Origin of the sequence: Prosthecobacter sp. (assembly GCF_044227185.1) — a bacterium.
GTDB lineage: Bacteria > Verrucomicrobiota > Verrucomicrobiia > Verrucomicrobiales > Verrucomicrobiaceae > Prosthecobacter.
Window position 1 is genome coordinate 1,044,143 of the sequence record NZ_JBGAFO010000001.1, and the last position, 18,925, is coordinate 1,063,067.

18 protein-coding genes and 1 tRNA gene are annotated in these 18,925 nt (G+C 62.0%); 12 read left to right on the forward strand and 7 right to left on the reverse strand.

Features of this window, described 5'->3' with window-relative positions:
* The first annotated feature begins 300 nt into the window (after positions 1–300).
* A complete protein-coding gene (gene tnpA / locus ACILSQ_RS04320) occupies positions 301–735 on the forward strand; it encodes an IS200/IS605 family transposase (protein WP_395742353.1) in 435 nt (144 codons plus the stop codon).
* 190 nt (positions 736–925) lie between these two features.
* Here the strand turns inward: tnpA and ACILSQ_RS04325 are convergent, their stop codons facing one another.
* The gene (locus ACILSQ_RS04325) at positions 926–3,010 is read right to left on the reverse strand and encodes a flotillin family protein (RefSeq protein WP_395742354.1); all 2,085 of its coding nucleotides are present in this window, start codon (positions 3,008–3,010) and stop codon (positions 926–928) included.
* A gap of 39 nt (positions 3,011–3,049) precedes the next feature.
* Positions 3,050–3,730: a hypothetical protein gene (locus ACILSQ_RS04330; protein WP_395742355.1), complete on the reverse strand. Its 681-nt coding sequence runs from the start codon at positions 3,728–3,730 to the stop codon at positions 3,050–3,052.
* A gap of 283 nt (positions 3,731–4,013) precedes the next feature.
* Between ACILSQ_RS04330 and ACILSQ_RS04335 the strand changes: the two genes are divergently transcribed.
* Positions 4,014–4,256, forward strand: coding sequence for a DNA-binding protein (locus tag ACILSQ_RS04335; protein WP_395742356.1), 243 nt, complete (start codon positions 4,014–4,016; stop codon positions 4,254–4,256).
* Between the two features lie 370 nt (positions 4,257–4,626).
* On the opposite strand, the gene ACILSQ_RS04340 is transcribed toward ACILSQ_RS04335, so the two are convergent.
* Both ACILSQ_RS04340 and upp read right to left on the reverse strand, forming a co-directional pair.
* A complete protein-coding gene (locus ACILSQ_RS04340; protein ID WP_395742357.1) occupies positions 4,627–5,553 on the reverse strand; it encodes a metallophosphoesterase family protein in 927 nt (308 codons plus the stop codon).
* A gap of 60 nt (positions 5,554–5,613) precedes the next feature.
* On the reverse strand, positions 5,614–6,234 hold the full coding sequence (upp, locus tag ACILSQ_RS04345; RefSeq protein WP_395742358.1) for a uracil phosphoribosyltransferase: 621 nt from the start codon (positions 6,232–6,234) through the stop codon (positions 5,614–5,616).
* 212 nt (positions 6,235–6,446) lie between these two features.
* Here upp and ACILSQ_RS04350 point away from each other — a divergent pair, with 212 nt between their 5' ends.
* Positions 6,447–6,803, forward strand: coding sequence for a hypothetical protein (locus tag ACILSQ_RS04350; RefSeq protein ID WP_395742359.1), 357 nt, complete (start codon positions 6,447–6,449; stop codon positions 6,801–6,803).
* 10 nt (positions 6,804–6,813) lie between these two features.
* Here the strand turns inward: ACILSQ_RS04350 and ACILSQ_RS04355 are convergent, their stop codons facing one another.
* Entirely contained in the window at positions 6,814–7,464 is a 651-nt protein-coding gene (locus ACILSQ_RS04355) for a DedA family protein (RefSeq protein WP_395742386.1), read from the reverse strand.
* A gap of 135 nt (positions 7,465–7,599) precedes the next feature.
* Positions 7,600–8,379, reverse strand: coding sequence for a hypothetical protein (locus ACILSQ_RS04360; RefSeq protein WP_395742360.1), 780 nt, complete (start codon positions 8,377–8,379; stop codon positions 7,600–7,602).
* A gap of 122 nt (positions 8,380–8,501) precedes the next feature.
* Between ACILSQ_RS04360 and ACILSQ_RS04365 the strand changes: the two genes are divergently transcribed.
* The 3 genes from ACILSQ_RS04365 to ACILSQ_RS04375 all read left to right on the forward strand — a co-directional run bounded on the left by ACILSQ_RS04365 (position 8,502) and on the right by ACILSQ_RS04375 (position 9,624).
* On the forward strand, positions 8,502–8,987 hold the full coding sequence (locus tag ACILSQ_RS04365) for a phage regulatory CII family protein (protein WP_395742361.1): 486 nt from the start codon (positions 8,502–8,504) through the stop codon (positions 8,985–8,987).
* A 36-nt stretch (positions 8,988–9,023) separates the two neighbouring features.
* Positions 9,024–9,392, forward strand: coding sequence for a cupin domain-containing protein (locus ACILSQ_RS04370; protein WP_395742362.1), 369 nt, complete (start codon positions 9,024–9,026; stop codon positions 9,390–9,392).
* 73 nt (positions 9,393–9,465) lie between these two features.
* Positions 9,466–9,624, forward strand: a complete 159-nt coding sequence (locus ACILSQ_RS04375; RefSeq protein ID WP_395742363.1) for a hypothetical protein — start codon at positions 9,466–9,468, stop codon at positions 9,622–9,624.
* 151 nt (positions 9,625–9,775) lie between these two features.
* Here ACILSQ_RS04375 and ACILSQ_RS04380 read toward each other — a convergent pair.
* Positions 9,776–9,852, reverse strand: a tRNA-Met gene (locus tag ACILSQ_RS04380).
* 113 nt (positions 9,853–9,965) lie between these two features.
* Here ACILSQ_RS04380 and ACILSQ_RS04385 point away from each other — a divergent pair.
* The 6 genes from ACILSQ_RS04385 to ACILSQ_RS04410 all read left to right on the forward strand — a co-directional run bounded on the left by ACILSQ_RS04385 (position 9,966) and on the right by ACILSQ_RS04410 (position 18,840).
* Positions 9,966–10,808, forward strand: coding sequence for a DUF1080 domain-containing protein (locus tag ACILSQ_RS04385; RefSeq protein ID WP_395742364.1), 843 nt, complete (start codon positions 9,966–9,968; stop codon positions 10,806–10,808).
* A gap of 257 nt (positions 10,809–11,065) precedes the next feature.
* On the forward strand, positions 11,066–12,133 hold the full coding sequence (locus tag ACILSQ_RS04390) for a polysaccharide deacetylase family protein (RefSeq protein ID WP_395742365.1): 1,068 nt from the start codon (positions 11,066–11,068) through the stop codon (positions 12,131–12,133).
* The gene (locus ACILSQ_RS04395; protein ID WP_395742366.1) at positions 12,130–13,389 is read left to right on the forward strand and encodes a glycosyltransferase; all 1,260 of its coding nucleotides are present in this window, start codon (positions 12,130–12,132) and stop codon (positions 13,387–13,389) included. Before ACILSQ_RS04390 ends, ACILSQ_RS04395 begins: the two co-directional genes overlap by 4 nt.
* Positions 13,386–15,134, forward strand: a complete 1,749-nt coding sequence (locus ACILSQ_RS04400) for a DUF4091 domain-containing protein (protein ID WP_395742367.1) — start codon at positions 13,386–13,388, stop codon at positions 15,132–15,134. The genes ACILSQ_RS04395 and ACILSQ_RS04400 overlap by 4 nt, the downstream gene beginning before the upstream one ends.
* Positions 15,131–16,375 carry a GNAT family N-acetyltransferase gene (locus ACILSQ_RS04405; protein WP_395742368.1) on the forward strand — a complete coding sequence of 415 codons (1,245 nt, stop codon included), beginning with the start codon at positions 15,131–15,133 and terminating at the stop codon, positions 16,373–16,375. Before ACILSQ_RS04400 ends, ACILSQ_RS04405 begins: the two co-directional genes overlap by 4 nt.
* Before the next feature lie 8 nt (positions 16,376–16,383).
* Positions 16,384–18,840 (forward strand): exopolysaccharide transport family protein, encoded by a 2,457-nt coding sequence (locus ACILSQ_RS04410; protein WP_395742369.1) that lies wholly within the window; start codon positions 16,384–16,386, stop codon positions 18,838–18,840.
* The last annotated feature ends 85 nt before the right edge of the window (positions 18,841–18,925 follow it).

An 18,925-nucleotide genomic window follows, 5' to 3' on the forward strand; every position in this document is an offset into this window, starting at 1 on the left:
TTTCGCGGCGTCATTTGCGCGGTGGCCCTTTGTGACAGGGCCAGATTCGGACTGATGGGAACTCTGCGGCGTAGTTTTTATACAATACCTCTTCGACGTGCTTCTGGCTTGAAGCCCAAAGGGCTTCAGCATCATAGCGAAGGGTTGGCGAGCCTTGGCGAGCCTACCCTGGTAAGCGGCGATAAGGGTCCAGGTCCGCAAGGCAGAACCCCAACGGGGTTCTGCATCGGCTTGGTGGAATTGTGTTTGCGAAGAGCGGGGGATGTCGAACGATGAGAGATGCCTCAATCGCTGGCCAACATGATCGTGCATCTGGTGTTCTCGACGAAGGATCGGGAAGCGTGGTTTAAAGATGCTGAGAAGATGAATTCTGTGCATGCCTACCTGGGCGGCGTTGCGGCGACGTTGGAATGTCCGACCATTGCAATTGGGGGTGTGGCGGATCATGTGCATATCCTTGCGCGGATGAATCGCACGATTTCGCTGGCTGAGTGGGTCAAAGAATTGAAACGCGCCAGCACGGTGTGGATGCAGAAGGAGTGGCCGGAGTTTGCGGCGTTTCATTGGCAGGCCGGATATGCGGCGTTTTCCGTGAGCCAGTCGAACACGGATGCGGTGGTGGAGTATGTGCACCACCAGGCGGAGCACCATCGGACGAAGACGTTTCAGGAGGAGTTCCGTGCGTTGTTGAAAAAGCACGGCGTCGAATGGGATGAGCGGTATGTTTGGGATTGAGGAGGGTGATGGGTGTAAAGCCGGTGCGGAACCCCGTTGGGGTTCCTTGAAGAGAGCTGGCGGGTTCTTGGGCGCGTACCAGGGTAGGCTCGCTAAGGCTCGCCAACCCTTCGCTATGGTGCGGAAGCCCTTTGGGCTTCGCCGAGCGGCAGGCGAAGGGTGATGAGCTGCGTTCATTAGACTGACGCGGTTACTTCTTCGCCGCCTTGGCCGAAAGCAGGCTGCTCACAGTCTGCTCCGTCAGGCCGAAGCGGGAGGCGGCGCCGAGCATGCCGGTGAGCTTGTTCAGGGTGGTTGAGTCGGGGTTGAGGGAGATGAGCTTGGCGAAGAGGGCGCTGAGGGTCAGGTTCTTGGTGTCTTCGGAGGTGAGGCCAAACTGGTCGATGGTGTTCTTGAGCTGGGCTTTGAAGTAGTCGGGATCGCCGTTGAAAAAGGTTTCCTTCACGTCGGTGAGCGTGCGGCTGCCGTCCACCAGGCGGTCGATGGCGCGGGCGTTGCCGATGGCGGTGGTGATTTTGTCGAAGAACTGGCTTTCGCCGCCCACGATTTCGATCTTGGCGGACTTCATGGCCTCGCCGAGCACGCCGGCCTGGGCGGCGGCGATGTCCTTCTGAATATTGATTTCTGCAAGGGCCACCGCCTTGTCCTTGTCGAGCGTGAGCTTGAACTCCTCGTGTTCGCGTCCGGCGTTTTCGAGCAGCTTCATGGCCTGCGCCTTCTTGGTGATGCCATCGGCTTCGGCAGCGAGCTTGAGCTGCGCCACTTCGGCATCCACGGTGCCCTGTTTCTGCGAGGCTTCGGCCTTGGCCAGCAGCACCTGGGCTTCACCGAGACCAATGGCGGCTGAGGTGGCGGTGCGGCCTTCGGCCAGAGCCTTCTCAGCAGCGGCTTCCTTCGCGGCGGACTCCTGGCGGGCCTCGGCGAGGGTGAGCAATTCCTGGGCGTGCAGCTCGGCGGCCTGCTTAGCGGCCTCGGCGGCTTTGATCGCAGTGAAGGCGGCCTGCTCGGCGGCGAGCTGCGCGGCCTGCTTGGCGGCCTCGGCTTCCTTGATCTTTTGAATGAGCTGCTCCTGGGCGAGCTTTTCGGCATTGGTCAGCGCCACCTGCTTCTCGCGGTCGGCCGTGGCGAAGGCTTCGGTGTCCTTCATCTTCTGCTGCTCGACGACGACAGTCTTTTCCAAAGCCACGCGGTCTTTGATGACCTCCTGGATGTTTTTCTTCTCCAGTTCGACGGCCTTCTCCTTCTCAATCGATTTGAGCGTGGTGATGCGCTCGCGGTCGATGATCTCAAGATTGCGGTCGCGGGTCACGCGCTCCACTTCGACGGCGTCGGTGCGCTCCTTGTTGCGCTGGGCCACCAGCACCTGGCGCTCCTTGTTCTGCGTGGCGATGGCGATTTCTTCATCGACGGTGATTTTGGCGCGCTCGGCCTTCAGGCGTTCTTCTTCCTGCACCTTCATCATCTCGGCGGTCTCGCGGGCGCGCACGCTTTCGACGTCGCGCTTCTGCTTGGACTCGGTCTCGGCAAGCTGGCGCTCCAGCTCCAGGATGGCCTCGCGGGCCTGCACATCCTGCTGCTTGATGACTTTTTCCTTGTCGCGCTGGATGTTGTTGGAGAGCTTCGCCTGGGCGGCGGTGAGCTCGGTGATTTTCTTGATGCCCTCGGCGTCGAGGATGTTGTCGGGGTCGAGATTTTCGAGGCGGGTCTGCTCCAGGAAGTCGATGGCGCAGTCGTCGAGCGTGAAGCCGTTCAAATCGGTGCCGATGACCTTGAGAATCTCGCTCTTGAAGTGGTCGCGCTCGTTGTAGAGCTGCACGAATTCAAAGCGCTTGCCCACGGTTTTGAGGGCTTCGGAGAATTTGGCGTCAAACAGCACGCGGATGGTGTCCACGGTGCTGGCACGGGCGCAGCCGATGCTCTGGGCCACGCGCAGCACATCCTCCGGTGTTTTGTTCACGCGCACGAAGAAGGCCACCTTGATGTCCGCGCGGAGGTTGTCTTTGCAGATGAGACCTTCGTGCGCTTTGCGCTCGATTTCGATGCGCTTCACGGAGATGTCCATGTTCTCAGCCTGATGAGCCACGGGAATGACGACCATGCCGTTGAAGGTCACCTTGGTGCCGCCGATGCCGTTGCGCACGATGGCCTGCCCCTGCTGCACCTTGCGGAAGAACCGCGAGAACAAAATCAGGATCCCGAGGAAAATGCCAACGATGATGACTCCGACAAGGAGGCTGCCTTCAAGGAGGAGTGCGATGGGTAGAGGTGAGGTCATAGGAGTGAGTGGAGAGTGGAGTGAAAAGCGGGTGTGGGTTCAGTTTTGAGGAGCAGGTTCGATCAGGTAAAAGACATGGTCCGGGCCGGCGGAGACCACCGTGGCGGGGTCGCCACGCTTGAGAGGCGCGGCGCCGGGCTGCGTGCGGACATTGATGAGGAGCGGAACATTCGCGGTGGAGATTTCCAGCTGCCCATAGCAGGCATCCGCCTCCGTGGAGGTGACGACGCCGGTGCGGCCGATGACGTCCTCCGCCTCGGAGTCGGCATCGGCCATGGCTTTGAAGAGCTTGCTCACCGGCAGGGTGGCGAGCTTGGTGGCGAGGAGACTGCCCAGGAAATTCGGCAGGAGCAGCAGCGCCGCCTGCCCCAGGCTGTCGGCCTCGTTATACCACTCATTCAGCGCCAGGGAGCCGAGCCAGAGGAAAACCACCATGAAGCTGAGCCAGACGACGAGGGGGACCTGCGAGAAGCCCAGGAAACGACCCACCGAAAGCCAGGCGCCGCCGGTGCTCAGGCCGTGGGCGTGGGCATGCGCGTGGCCGTGCGGGGTGTCCGTGCCGCCACCAGCATCCCCATCCCCGATGAGGTCGTCCGGCAGGTCGGACTCGAAATCCAGCGCCCCGAGGAGCACCAGGAGCCAGTAGAGGACGACCAGGGCCAGGAGGAGGGACAGCAGGAGCTGCTGAGGCTGGATGGCGGCTTGAAAAAGTTCTGACACGTATGAAAAGCGGGCGGATTTGATGTGCGGGGGATATAAGCAACTGACCCGAGACGAGGCGATTACAATTTTGAAGATCGTCTTCAGGGCCTCTATTCCACCCGAGGTGCCCAGACCTGCGGGCATAAAGAAATTTCTGGCCGCGCAGTTCAGCCGGGCGGCGCGGAGGGCCTGATATGAACCGTGAGAGGGATTGACAACCCCGGCGCTGCTCCTAGAATCGGCCTCAATTCACCCCGAACAACAGCATAGCGAATAGCGTCAGTCAGTGGAGGTTACCGGCATGAGGAACACAGAATTTGAAGACGAACGGCGTCCCCCAAACCCGCCGTTGCACTCCGAGAAAATCGTCACCGATCGGAAGATCTTTTTCCTCGACCTCAAGGAGAACGACCGCGGCAAGTTCATCAAGATCACCGAGGACGTGCGCGGCCGGCGTGACACCATCATCCTCCCCATCGACGCGGCGCAGGAGTTCATGGATGCGATGATGCGCACCCTGGACGCCGCGGGCTCGGATGAGTGATACCAAACCGCTTGAAAACGCGGTCTTTATCTGAGCCGAACGTTGAGAAGCGTACCATAAGCAGGCGTCCTCGTCTTGAAGGACAAGGGCCTTCCGTATCATAGCGAAGGGATGCCGAGCCTTGGCGAGGCTTCCCTGGTACGGGCTTTCACACGTTCCGCAACACGCCTGGGTTTTCGCAGCTCCAGCGCACGAGAGCCAGTCCACTCATCCCATGATCCTGCCCCCCGGGCCCGTTTGTAATTGATCGTGGTATGACATCACGCGTGGGGAGCCTGCTGCTAAGGCCCTTCGTAAAACGCGGAGACTTCGCCCGCAGGCGGGAGGCCGGCATGTTCATTGCGGCCGGCAGGGGTGCCTGCATCGATCCTCACACAAACTTGATCACATGCTTCTGCCCGTGCTCGTCGTGCGCGGGATTGAGCGCCCGCAGCTCGAATTCGGCGCGCTCTGAGCTGATGCGCGCGATCACCCAGCCATTCGGACGCTTGGGATTGAAGACGTAGCCGACGGGAGGCAGATTGATCAGCGGGAGGCCGGTTTTTTCGTGCTTGGATTTCAGCCAGGTGTGGGTGTGACCGTAGATGTAGCCCTGGACCTTGGGGTAGGAGGCCAGGAGGTCAAAGAGCGCATCGCTGTCCTGCAGGCAGGTGCCTTTAAGCTCATCGGTCATGCTGGGCTGCATGGGGTTGTGATGAGCCACGATGAAGGTGGGCTTGTTGGGGGCGTTGCGCAGCTCACGTTCGATCCACACAAGCTGCTGCTCGCCGAGGCGGCCCGGGGTTTTGTTCACCAGCTCCAGCGAGTCCAGCAGCACCCAGTTCACCAGGGCGCTGGTCACGGTGGCCACGTGCTTGTCCGGCACGTTCATCGGGCGCTCGGCATTGGGCGGTGGCGGGCCGATGATCACGTTGAGGAAATTGTTGCGGTGGTCGTGATTGCCCAGCGTGCAGTGGATCTGGATGGACTGCTCACGCAGCGCCTGGATGCAGTGGGTGAAGGCCACGTAGTCCTCCGCCTTGCCGTCCAGGTAGGCGCAGTCGCCATTGACGATGAGGCCGAAGGGCTTCTGGCCGATCTTCAGCACCTGATTGGCGCAGCGGCGGAGGTTCTCAGCCATGCACGCGCCGCGTACCACCAGCGCCTCGTCCTCGGCGATGTGCGGGTCCGAGAAGAGCACCCAGGTCTGCTCGGGGATCTCCAGCGCGGGCAGTTGCGTGGTCAGGGCACCCACGGCGGCGGCCGTGCCGTGCTGCAGGAAGCTGCGGCGGGAGAGAGGGGGAATGGAAATGGGCATGGGATGGGAAAAGGAAGATACGCTGGTCGGAGGGAAGATCGTGCGGACTCAATGGCGGGCTCAGGTGCCAAAGTAGCGGTCCCCGGCATCGCCGAGTCCGGGGACGATGTAGCACTTGTCATTGAGCCCGTCATCAATGGCCGCCGTGACGATGGGCACATCCGGGTGCGCGTGCTCCATGGCGGCGAGTCCCTCCGGGCAGCTCACCGCACAGACCAGGGTGATGCGCAGGGCCCCGGCTGCCTTGAGCTGGCGTGCGGCCTCGCACGCGCTGCCGCCTGTGGCGAGCATGGGGTCCAGCAGAAAGACATCCGCGGCGGAGAGGCAGGCGGGCAGATTGGAGTAATAGGCGTGCGGGAGGGCGGTTTCCTCGTTTCGTTTGATGCCCACATGGGCGACCACCGCCTCCGGCACCAGGGGCAGGATGCCATCCAGCAAACCCAGGCCGGCGCGCAGGATGGGCACAAACACCAGCGGCCGCGCCAGCTGCGAGCCCTGCGTCTCGATGAGCGGGGTCTGGACGCTGATCTCGCGCACGGGCAGCTCGCGTGAAGCTTCGAGGAAGAGCATGCGCGCCAGGTGGTTCAGGTGGCGGCGGAAGTCGTGCGATGGCGTGCCCACGGCACGGATGGCGGCGAGATGGCACTGGGCCAGGGGATGCTGGACGACGACGGGCTGCATGGGGCGCACCTAGAGCCTCATTTACCCCGCATGGCAAAGTTTTCCGCCGCCTGGATTGACGGGTGTGTTACCATGATGGCATGAAAACAAGACTCTGCATGGGGACTGTGCTCGCACTCCTTTTAGGCGCTTGTGAGACGGCGGGCAGAAGAGATGGAGCGAGCTATTACTACCCTTCCTCAAACCCGGGTTCAGTCAGCAGCGGTGCACCGATGAGCCAGAGCATCGCCAGCATGGCCGGCAGCAGCGGCGCTCCGGTGCCGCGTGGTGGTTATGCCCCCGGCTCGGGACCCACCATGATGCCGCAGGGAAACGGTTTCATGTATCAGCAAAATGTGTCCGGGCCTTTCGGCAGCCGCAGCTCGACGGGTGTCATCAATGCCTACGGCGGAGTCCAGAGTTATCAGACCATCGGAAACATGCCGGTGTATCCCGGCATGCCGATCTACAGCCCCTACCCCACCTCCTATGGCAGGCTCCCCTCAAAGCCGGTGTATGTGCCCGGCGTGGGAGGAGCGCCGGGCTATTACATGAATCCCAGCACGGGAGCACGGGTGCAGGGTCCGTGAGCCGGTCTGGTTAATCCTCCTTCTTCGCCTGCGCCCGCTTGGCCTCCGCCCGGTGCTTGAGGACTTCAAAGACGATGGGCAGCAGGGAGACGACGATGATGAGAACGAAGACGAGCTTGAGGTTGTTCTTGATGATCGGGATGCTGCCGAGGAAGTAGCCGGCAATGCTGAAGCTGAGCACCCACACCAGGCCGCCGCCGAGGCTGTAGCAAAGGAAGCGGCGGTAGTCCATGCGGCCAAATCCGGCGGTGAAGGGGGCGAACGTGCGCACGATGGGCACGAAGCGGGCCAGGATGATGGCCTTGCCGCCATGCTTCACGAAGAAGGCCTCCGTCTTGGCCAGGTAGTCGCGCTTGAACCACCGCTGGTTCACGATCCACCCGCCCGCCTTGCGGCCGATCCAGTAGTTCAGATTGTCCCCGATGATGGCGGCGCACATGAGCAGTGGGATGATGAGCTCGATGCGGATCATCCCCTGGGCGGACAGCGCTCCCACGGCGAAGAGCAGAGAGTCGCCAGGCAGAAAGGGCATCACCACCAGGCCGGTCTCGCAGAAAATAATGGCAAACAGAAGGCCGTAAATGAGCGTGTCATGATCCTTCGCGAACATTTCCAAGTGTTTGTCGATGTGCAGGACGAAATCTAAAATCTGGGAGATCATGGGGGCCGAATCTCCGGCGTCAGGGCGGTGCGGCAAACGAAAACTCATGCCGATCTCGACAGGATCGCATGAAAAAAGCCGGGGCATGGCGCCCCGGCTTCCGCTGGTTTGAAGTTTGGATGCGCTCCAGGCGGCTTACTTCAGCTCCGCCTTGACCACTTTCTTGCCTTCGATCTTGAGGCCGTCGATCTTGCTGAACTTTGCCGCCGTCTCCGCCATGCTCAGGTTGTCATTGGCGGATTCCATGAAGCTGCCGAAGGCGTCAGCATTGTCCATGAGCTTGTCGAACTGGATGTCCACGTAGGTGATGGTGCCGTCATTGAGATTCGTGGCGTCAGAGCTGGCGATGCCGCTGGCGCTTTTGACTTCCACCGCCAGACGCATGCCGGCAAACATGGGCTTCATCATCGCCATCTGGTTCTTCATCATGGCGATTTCTTCCGGCGTTTTCTTCGGCTTGTCGGCGCCGCCGTTCTGTTTTTTCTCGGCATCAGGATTGGTGATGGTGAGGGTGGAACCGCTCAGCGCAAAGGTCATCGGCTCCTTGCCGGCGGCGGGCTTGCCTTCCTGCTCCGGCTCAAACGGCACGTACTTCAGCTTGGAAAGATCAGCCACGGCGAAGACCACCTTCGTGCCAGTTTTCCCATCGGGGGTCTTGACTTCCTCGTGGGATTTGACGGTCACGCCCTCGCCGAGCTTCTTGGCGCGCTCCGCGGCCTTCTCCTTGTCCATCACGAGGCCCTTGAGCTGGGCTCCCTGGTCGCCCTGCATCATGGCCGCGAGCTGGGCGCCCATGAGGACGCTCTCCTCGATGGTGGCGGTGCCGTCTTTATTGACAGTGACGACGGACTTGATTTCAATGCAGGAACTCAGCACGAAGGCGGCTGCGGCGAGGATGAAAGAATAGATTTTCATGAGGGTGGCAGACTAGGCGTGTGGATTTTTCTTCCACAAGTGCAAAGAGTACGATTTTTTACCATCGCAGAACGGCGCGGATGCCGCTTGCCAAACGGTCCACTTTCTGAAACAAGTCAGGCATGGACTCCCACGAAGTGATCAGCAAGGCCGTCGAGGCGACCAGCTTCAAAGAAGTGGCGGCGCAGATGGGCGTGTCCCTCTCGCTCGCCTACAAGTGGTCCCAGCCGGACGAGCAGCAGGGCAGCGGCACCTCCAATCCGCTCGACCGCGTGCGCCAGTTGTTTGAAATCACCAAGGATGCGCAGCTCATCCAGTGGCTCTGCCACAAGGCCAACGGGGTCTTTGTGCAGAATCCCCACGGCGGCGGCCCCCGGGGCATGGAGCTCATGCCGGCCACCCAGGAGATCGTGCAGCAGTTTGCCGATCTGCTCACCGCCATCAGCCAGGCCGCCGCTGACAACCGCATCAACGAGAAGGAGGCTGCGCACATCCGCACCGTGTGGGATGAGCTCAAGCGCTTCACCGAGGGCTTCGTCCGTCTGTGCGAGAAGGGCGAGTTTGCCCATCTGGCGGACGAGATCAAAACCCACCGCAGCATGAAATAGCTCGCGGCCCTTTTTCCACCCAGGAATCCCGAAGCCATGCCCGCCACCGGCCCGCTCATCGTCCGCCACGAAGGCCACACCCCGCGTGAACGCAGCACCTGCGGCTGGCGGGACCGCCTCATCAGCCGCGAAGACGTGGAGCTCTCTCCCGCAGCCTGGGCCCATGCGGTGGACATCGACGGGGCCAGGCTCCACTACCACAAACGCTCTACGGAGCTCTACTATGTGCTGGAGGGCGGCGGCAGCGTGGTGCTGGACGGCGTGGAGGAGCCCGTGAGCAAGGGTTCCCTGGTGCACATCCCGCCGGGAGTGGTGCACGGGGCTCGGGGAAAGATGCGCGTCCTGGTCGTAGGCATCCCGGACATCGCCGAGGACGATTATTTCGAGGTGGAGGACGGGGGCTAAAAAAGCGCGAAAAAGTACACGCAATTTGGCGGATAGAGGCGATTGGTATGGAACCTGCACCTTTTTCCCCGCCATGAACGCGTATTTTCTAGTGGCCGTTCTGCTTTGCCTGAAGCAGCTCAAGCAGATTGAGCAGTTTACTCATGACGACTGGATGGTCGTCACCGCCGTCGTCTTCATTTCCATCGCCCTCGTGATCAGCCACAAGGTGCATGAAGTCACGGGCCGGTAGGGCGGGGAGGGGAGTTTGCCGTTGTTGACGGTGGTTGAACGGCTGTGATATCGCGATAATGGAATGAGCCGTGGGACAATCGAGCCCAGGGGGGCACGCGGAGAGACAACAAAAAGCCCTGCAATCCGTCGAATTGCAGGGCCTTTGAAATTGGTTGCGGGAGTAGGATTTGAACCTACGACCTTCAGGTTATGAGCCTGACGAGCTACCGGGCTGCTCCATCCCGCGATTTTGTTGGGTGGGTAGATTCCGCCTTCTTCGCAGATTGGCAACCTGTTTTTCGAATACTTCGCATGTTGACCTGCAACATCCCCCGTGGCTTCTCGTTTGCTGCTTCCCTCATGAAAAATATTGCCTTCACTCTCCTGCTCGTACTCACGGGTCTCCCGGCTCTGGCCGCTGATTCCAAACCTGCCGCCGCTGCCGCCGCCGCAGACAAGCCTTCGCCCATCGGCTACTCGGACACGCCGGTCATTCCGGGTACGAAGTGGAAGGTGCACGACATCGAACGTCCGCGTCCCGAGGCCGTGGCTCCCGGGGAAAAGCCAGGAGATCCGCCGGCAGATGCGATCGTGATTTTCAATGGCAGCAACTCCGACGCACTCCAGGCAAAGGAAAAAGACGCCAAAGGCAAGGAGACCGGCAAAATCATTCCCTGCCCGTGGAAGGTCGAAGAGGGGGTGATGCTGATCTCCGGCGGCGACTGCTGGACGAAGCAGGAGTTCGCCAGCTGCCAGCTCCACCTGGAATGGATGAGCGAGCCAAACACCAAGGGGAACTCCCAGAAGAAGGGCAATGCCGGTGTGTTTTTCATGGACCGCTACGAATCCCAGATGCTGGACACCTACAACAACCCCACCTACGCCGACGGCATGACCGGTTCGGTGTACGGGCAGACGCCGCCGCTGGTGAATGCCGTGCGTCCAGCCGGTCAGTGGCAGGTCTATGACATCGTCTTCACCGCGCCGAAGCTCGAAGGCGGCAAAGTGGTGGAGCCCGCCTACATCACGACCTTTGTGAACGGCGTCTGCGTGCAGAACCACACGAAGATCATGGGTCCGACGAAGCACAAGAACGTCACGGATTACAACGGCGAGTTCCCTGAGAAGGCGCCGATCCGCATCCAGGATCACAAAAACGAACCGCCGGTGCGCATCCGCAACATCTGGATCCGGCCGCTCTGAAGCGGCGCGCGCACTTTTTTCAAACCCTGGCAGAGGCCGGAGGGCACCCTCCGGCCTCTGCTGTTTTGTGCCGCAAAGGTCAAAGGTAAGGAAATGGTAAGAATGATACGGTATTTATGATAATTCCATTGAAGTTAATAAATCGCACCCTATAAGTACAGGGTTATTCGTCGAAATGGATCAATTCTCATAACCACCATGCCATGGCCCGCCTGCATTCCAGACAGAGGCCTAAGCTTTCCTTTACTTCTTTGATTATGTCGCTCGCCCTTCACCCGCGCTCTATCAAAGCCGCCGCCCTTGTGGGCAGCGGTCTTGCCTCATTCGCGCGTACGCGTCGTTCCACCGAGGCATCCATTTTGACCTTCCACGGTTTGAGCGAAGGGAATGGAGATCCGGCGATTCTGGACTGGGCACTGCATCTGCCGGTGGAGGTGTTTCGCGACATCTGCTGCATGCTGGCGAAGGATTACCGCGTGATCTCCATGGCGGAGCTCATTGATGCACGCACCCGCGGCACCACGCTGCCGGCGAACTCCGTGGTCATCACCTTTGATGACGGCTATGCCTCGAACTACGAGCTTGCCTATCCCATTCTGCAGGAGTTTGACCTCCACGCCACGCTCTTCGTCACCACGGGGTTTCTCGATGGTGATGACATGCTGTGGTTCCAGCGTGTGGATCTTGCGCTGGGTCGTACGCGGAAGGAACTGCTCGACTGGCAGATCAACGGCAGAACGCTGCGCCTCTACCTCGGCACACGGGAGCTGCGCCAGCAGTCGCTCCTGCGGCTGATGCCCGAGCTGAAGGAGCTCACGCACTCAGAACTCCTGAGCGAGGTGGACCGCCTGGAAGAAGCGCTGGGGGTGTGCGAGCCCGGCATTGACGAACTGCCCAAGGCGCTGCGGCCGCTGAACTGGGAGATGGCGTTTGACATGACCCTTAGCGGGCATGTGGACATTGGCGGCCACACCCACACGCATCCCATTCTCTCCCGCTGCGACTCGATGACGATGCGCGCGGAGATCGCCACCTGCCGCAACCGCATTCTGGCGGAGATCGGCGAACTGCCGGTGGCCTTCTCGTATCCCAACGGCGGAGAGGATGACTACACGCGCGAGACCCTGCTGCTGGTGCGGGAGACGGGCTTCAAGGCGGCCTGCACCACGGTCAGCGGCCGTGTGGATGAAGAGGTGTCCATGTTCCAGCTCCCGCGCTACGGTTCGCCAGAATCGGTGTGGGAGGCGGAAGCCACGGTGTCCGGTGCGTTTGAGACGCTCAAGGACTGGCGGAAGAACTGCGTGAAGGCGATGGCGATGATATGAAGACGATCACGCTAGGCACGAGTCAAACGCTGCAGCTGCCCCTCCAGCAGCCGCTGCGTGCATTCGTGGCGGCGCGTTCCATGCCAGCAGCCCCCGCACGTGACCAGCGGCCGGTGGTGCTGCACTTCACCTACAGCATCGGTGGCGGTGGTGCGGAGGCGATGCTCATGAACCTGGCCGAGTCACTGGATCCGGCGCAGTTTCGCACCGTGGTCGTGGCCATCAATGCCAGGCCCTGGACGCACCAGCTCAAGAGGCTGAATGAAGCAGGCGTGGATGTGCATGATCTGGAAAGCACCACGTACCTCAATCCCCACACCCTGGCCAGGCTGCACGCGGTGCTGCGTGCGGAGCGCCCTGACATCGTGCAGACGTGGACGCATCATGCCGACCTGGTGGGCGGCTGGGCGGCCAGAGTGGCCGGTGTGAGAAACGTTGTCTGGAGCATCCACTGCCGAGAGATCCACCGCAATCCGGGCGACAGCGACAGCAAGATGGCGTTCTTCCGCCGGGCGCTTTCGATCAGCTCACGCTTCATCCCGAAGCGTGTCATCTCCTGTTCCGCCGCCGCCATCGAAGATCACACCGCCATGGGGTATCCCCGTGCGAAAATGTGCTGGATTCCGAATGGCATCGATGCGGAGCGTTTCATTCCAGACACGGACGCCGGGCTGGACACGCGTGCGGAATTGAATCTGCCGCCCGCGGCTCCCGTGATCGGCTACGTGGGGCGCTTTCATGAGATGAAGGACCTGGCGACCTTCCTGCGCGCGGCAGGCATTCTCCAGGCCCGCCTGCCGGAGGCTCACTTCGTCCTCTGTGGCGGAGTGGAAGTGCAGTTGGGCGAAGTCGAACGCGAACTGCTGGCACAACTGCCGAAGCAGGACCAGGTGCGCTTTGACTCCTTTCGCGCGGACCCATGGCGGCTGTATCCGGCGCTGAATGTGTTTTCGCTTTCGTCCCGCACGGAAGCCTGCCCGATGACTGTGATGGAAGCCATGGCCTGCGGAGTGCCCTGTGTCACCACGGACGTGGGAGACTGCGGACGTCTGCTGGAAGGCATCGGCCAGGTGGTGCCAATGCGTGACCCTGAGGCTCTGGCAAACGCTTGGGAGCAGACGCTGAAGCTCGGAGCCGCCGCACGTGAGGAGATCGCGCAAAAATCCCGTCAACGGGTGCTGGAGAAGTTCACCATCGCCCATGCGGCGCGGGAATATGCGGAAACCTATGCACGACTTCTGGAGGTGAAGGCATGAAGGCGCTGCTGGTCTCACTGACGATGGCCGCTGCCGCCACCGCGCAGCCGGTGCAGGTGTCGTTTTGCGATGGCATGACACGCATTTCCCGCGAAGGAGCGGCGCCGCCCTCCTCCAGCAACGTGGTGTATGCAGCGCGTGGCGAGTGGGAGCCGCTGCAGATCATTGTCAGTGCCACGCCGGAGCAGCTCAAAACGCTGCAGGTGCGCGCCTCGGGGATCGCGAAGCATGACTCGAACGCCCTGCTGCCTGCCCCAGTGGTGCTGCGCGAGCATTACGTCCGTGTTTCCAAATCCACGCCCATGGCACCGCTGCCGGCAGGAGATTATGCCGATGCGCTGGTGCCGCTGGACATGCCGGCGCAGGAGCTCAGCGGCACCGCGGTGGTGAACCAGCCGTACTGGGTGGACATCTTCGTGCCTTACACGGCTGCAGCGGGCGCCTACACGGGCGAAGTGCAGTTTCAGTTTGCCGACGGCAGCGGGGCCATTGCCGCCTACACGCTGAATGTGTGGGACTTTGACATGCCGGTGGTGCCGAAGCTGCGGACCTCGATCATGACCACGGTGCGGCACGTGGCGCAGGTACATGGGCTGGAGTATCAGGATGGAGCCCCTTCGGTGGAACATGCAGGCCTGCTCAATGCATACTACGATCTCCTCGCAGAGCACCGGCTGAGCGTGGACCAGATCTACGGCAGCTATCCGGACGCGGCCACCGGCAAGCTGGATGAAGACAAGGTGGAGCGGGCGCTGCGGAAGCACCTGCTGCACCGCCACTGCAACAGCATCGGCCTGCCCATCTGGCCGCAGTGGCCCTTTAAAGATCCGCTGGGGCAGGACCGCGTGGCGGCGATGAGCTATGTGGCGCAATGGATGAAGCTGCTGGCCAAAATTCACTGCGAAAGCCGCGGCTACGTCATCATGGGCGATCTCGATGAGCCGAACGACGCGGAGGCATACGCCACGGTGCGCCGCTGGGGCGAATTTTTCAACGAAGTGGAAAAGACCCACGGCGTGCGCGTGCCGCTGCATGTCACGGAACAGCCAGCGCCGGAGAAGGCGGCATGGGGCTCGCTGGCGGGCGCGGTGGACATCTGGGTGCCGCATTTCAGCGAGGTGTGGAAGGACATGGAGTGGGCAGGGGGAAAGCATGAGATCGCCCTGCGGCGGCAGGCCGGCCAGGAAGTCTGGGGCTACGCGGCGCTGGTGCAGATGCCAGATGCCTGGGAGCAGCAGCATGGCATGCCAAAGAAGCTGACGAGTGCCTTTCCTCCCGTGTGGGCGGTGGATTATCCGCCCATGGCGCACCGCGTCACCGGCTGGCTGTTTCCGAAGCACGGCATCACCGGCTTTGACTACTGGGACACGATCTTTGCCGCTGAAGGCGTGGATGTCTGGCAGGATGCGGGCACCTTCAAAACGCCGGACGGCGAGACCTACAATGGAGACGGCTCTTACATTTATCCCGCCACGGAGAAACGCCATGGCCGCCATGCGCCTGTGGCGTCCATGCGCCTGAAATGGCTGCGTGAGACCGTGGAGGACTACGACTACCTCATGCTGGCACGGCAGCTCGGACTGGAAGATGAGGCACGGCGGCTCACGTCCTCCTTCGCCCGAGGCTTTGGTGAGTGGGATGACAACTCTGGTGCGCTGCTGGAAGCTCGCCGCCAACTGGGCCTCTTGATTGAAACCGCGCAGCACCGCAAACAGACCGCGGCACTGGAAGGAGGGGCACGATGACCGCGACAGCCGTGCTCAGCTCCAGACCGCGAAGCATCACGGGGAATGTGATGCCTGCCATGCGCCGGGGAGGACTCACGCTCGACCTCGTGCGCGATGAAGCTGGCTTTTACGCGCTGAGACCGTACTGGGACGCTTTGGTGGAGCAGATGGCCACGCGCACGCCCTTCATGCGCTGGGACTGGATGAGCCTGTGGTGGGAGGAGTGCCGCAGGGATGCACAGCTCGCCATCGCCGTGCTGCGAGATGCCGAGGGGCTTCCGCAGGCCATCGCACCGCTGATGCTGGCCTGCGAGCAGGAGCACGCACGGCAGCATCTGGTGACACTGACCTTCCTGGGCGGCTTTGGCGATGCCCATGGGGAGCGGCTGGACCTCATTGTGCCGGCCGGGCGTGAGAACGAGCTCACGCCGCAGCTCTGCCAGGTCTTCAAGCAACTGCGGGACGAATGCGACAACGTGCGCCTGAATCACCTGCCTGAAGAGTCTCCCAATACACGGCACATCCTGGCCGCGCTGACGGAATCCTACACCTGTGCGGGCATCCTGAACCGCCAGACCTGCCGCTTTATTCACCTTCCTGCGTCATGGGAGGAGTACGAGGTGCGTCATCATTCCAACTGGCGCAACTTGATGCGCCGCCGCCGCCGGGCTTTTGCGTCACTGCCAGAAAACCACTCCACCCACGCCGGCGAACGCCTTCCGCCCACCGCGGCGATGGCACAGCTTCGCCAGCTTCACGCCATGCAGTGGCCGGAAGGAGTGAGCAGCTTCACGACCGATTCATCGTGGCGCTTTCATCAGAGGCTGGCCGCACGCTGGCTGCCGCAGGAGCGCGCAGTGATGCCGATGCTGGAAGCGGACGGCAGGGTGATCGCGGCGCTGTATGGATTCATCGAGCGAGACGAGTTCTTCCAGTACCAGACGGGCTGGGACAAGTCCCACGCCGGGATGTCTCCTGGAAAACTGGTCATGCGCTGGGCGGTGGAAGGCTCCATCCAGCGGAAGCTGCGCGTGCATGACATGCTGCCCAGCGACTACGAGTACAAACGCCAGTGGTGCGACGGCGCGCGCTGGCTGCTGGATCTCGAGGCGTTCAATCCGGCGAGCTGGCGCGCCACGGTCTTTCACGCGCTGCGCACGGTGCGGCGCTGGCTGCCGCACCACACCTCCACCGCGACGACTACTCCTTCCCACGAACTTCAGGAGGCGCAGGAGCCTGCCCTCCGCCCCGCCGCTTAATCACGATCATGGCCATTTCCTACAGCATGCAGCCCACCAACGCCGCGCCCCAGCCCGGCTTTGGAGCGATGCTTGCGCTTACGCCAGGACGTGGCCTGACACCGATGGCGCCTTCCATGACCATGCCGGCGCATCCGGGAATGTCGCCCGTGTTTGATCCGCGCGCCTTTCTGCCGCCGATCAATCCGCAGGATTTTGAGGTGCAGTCGCTCATCAGCCTGGTGGATGTCATCGGCTACATCCGCAAGCGCTGGCTGCGGGGAGCGGTGCTGGGGCTCATGCTCGCGGCGTTCACGTTTTACTACCTTGGCATGGGGGTGAAGATCTACGAGGCGGAGTCGCAGATGCTGCTGCGCATCCAGGATGGCAGCATCATTGACATCGATGGCAAGCCCTTGCGCGGGCCGGGGGAACTGAGCGCCGTGCAACTGCTGAACAACCACCGCACCGAGCTGCTCTCCAGACGCTATCTCAGTTATCTCTACGACCACTTCCCGGCAAAGGAGCGTGATGCGCTGCTGGAACGCGAGGCGAACTCGCTCAGCCGCAAGGATGAGCTGATGAAGCTGGTGGGATTGTACAAACCGGGCAAGCCGGGGGATCCGCGCGAGCGGTTCATCGGCCTGATGCTTGCCAATGCACGGGTGGAGCCGATCAAGGAGTCGCACGTGCTGCGGGTGCAGATCCGTGACCGCGACCCGAAGACCGCGGCGGATCTGGCCAACTATTACATCCAGGAGTACACACATTATGTGGCCGAGGAGGAAGGGCAGCTCGGCGACGACGCCTCCACCTTCCTCGAAGCCAAGTCCGCGGAGCTGCTGAAGCGGCTGCGCGAATCTGAGCAGAAGCTGGCCGACTATCGCAAACAGAAGGGGCTGACGGAGGACACGGACTCCAAGGATGTCTCCAATGACAAGGTGCGCCAGCTCAACGCGGCGATCACGGAGGCGGACCTGAAGCTCACCAAGGCCAGGAGCGACCTCAATGACTTTCAGGCGGCGCAGAAGGCCGGGCGTGACCTGACGGAGCTCAAGATTTTTGCCGACAACAGTGACGTGAACTTCATCCGCAAGCAACTGGACGCGAAGATCGCCGAACGTGCGCCGCTGGAGGCCACTTGCGGCAGGAAGCACCCGCGGATGATTGCGCTGGCGAATGAGATCGCGGCTTTGAAGGGCTCGCTGGAGCGCGCAGTCAGCTCGGTGGGAGGAATGATCCAGGCGGAGGTGGAGTCCCAGGAGCGCCAGCTAGCCGACTACCGGCACCAGCTTGAAGAAGCGCGCGGTGCGGCGCTGGATGTGAGCGGCAACAACGTGCAGCTCAACCTGCTGCGGGATCAGGTGCGCATGGACCGGGACGTCTATGAGAAGATCGAAGCACGCCGCAGCCAGATTATCATTACAACCCAGTTCCGTGACAGTGGACTGCTGCGTGTGGCGGATGTGGCGATGGTGCCGGAAAAGCCGGTGAAACCGAGCAAGCCCATCGCCGCCGTGGCTGCGGTGATGCTGTTTGGCCTGACGCTGATCGGCCTGCCTGTCGGCTGGGGCATCTTCGATGATCACGTGAGGAAGCTTTTCAGCGCGAAGGTGGAGAAGACGGCGATGCCGGACCCCACGCAGCATACCGCGTATGGTTATGGGTACCCGGCGCAGCAGCCCGCGCCGTCTGCCTCGCCTTTCAGCATTGCCACACCGGCGGCTCCGGCTCTGCCGGCAATGGAGCGCACTCCCGCGCCCGCGCCGCAGACTCAGCCACCACCACGCCCCATGCAGATGATGAAGCCTGCGAATGGTGAGACGACCATTCTGGCCCGCCTGCCGTATGTGAGCGGTTCCACGCCGGAGGCGATGCTGTCAGAGCTCCTGAAGCCGGAGCCAGTGGGCGCCTCCAGCGCGCTGCATCACCTCACCAGCACTTTGGAAAGACAGGCGATGAACCGCGGCAGCACCGCGGGAGTGATCCTGATCACCAGCGCGGGCACGGGTGAGGGCAAGACGCTGGTGTCCGCTGCGCTGGCCGCCGCGTTTTGCCACCAGGGCCGCCGGGTGTTCATGATGGAGTGCAACCCGTCCTCCCCCACGATGCACCAGTGGTTCCCGCGCACCATGCAGGGCTACGGCGCGTATGCGCATGATCTGGAGGCGCTGCGGTATGGACACAGCAATCTCTTCCTGCTGCCCGGCTGCGACCTGCCCGCGCATGCCACCAATGAGCTGCTCGATGGCTACCGCACCTGGATCGAGCGGGCGAAGAAGGAGGTGGACTGGATCATTCTGGATGCCTCGCCGCTGCTGAAGAGCTTTGCCAACGTGGCGCCGCTGGCACCGCTGGCGACGGATGTGCTCATCGTGAACGACCCGTCCAAGACGACGCCCGCGCAGCTTCGTGCCGGCCTGGCGCTGCTGCAGCCGATGATGTCTTCCAGCGCGCTGCGGGGGATGGTGGTGAATGGCGGGTAGGAAGGGCGTGGCGGCTGACCCGTGGGGAGATTGTAAACTGGGAACTGCAGACTGAGAATTTTAAACTGGCCGGAGACAGAGTGAA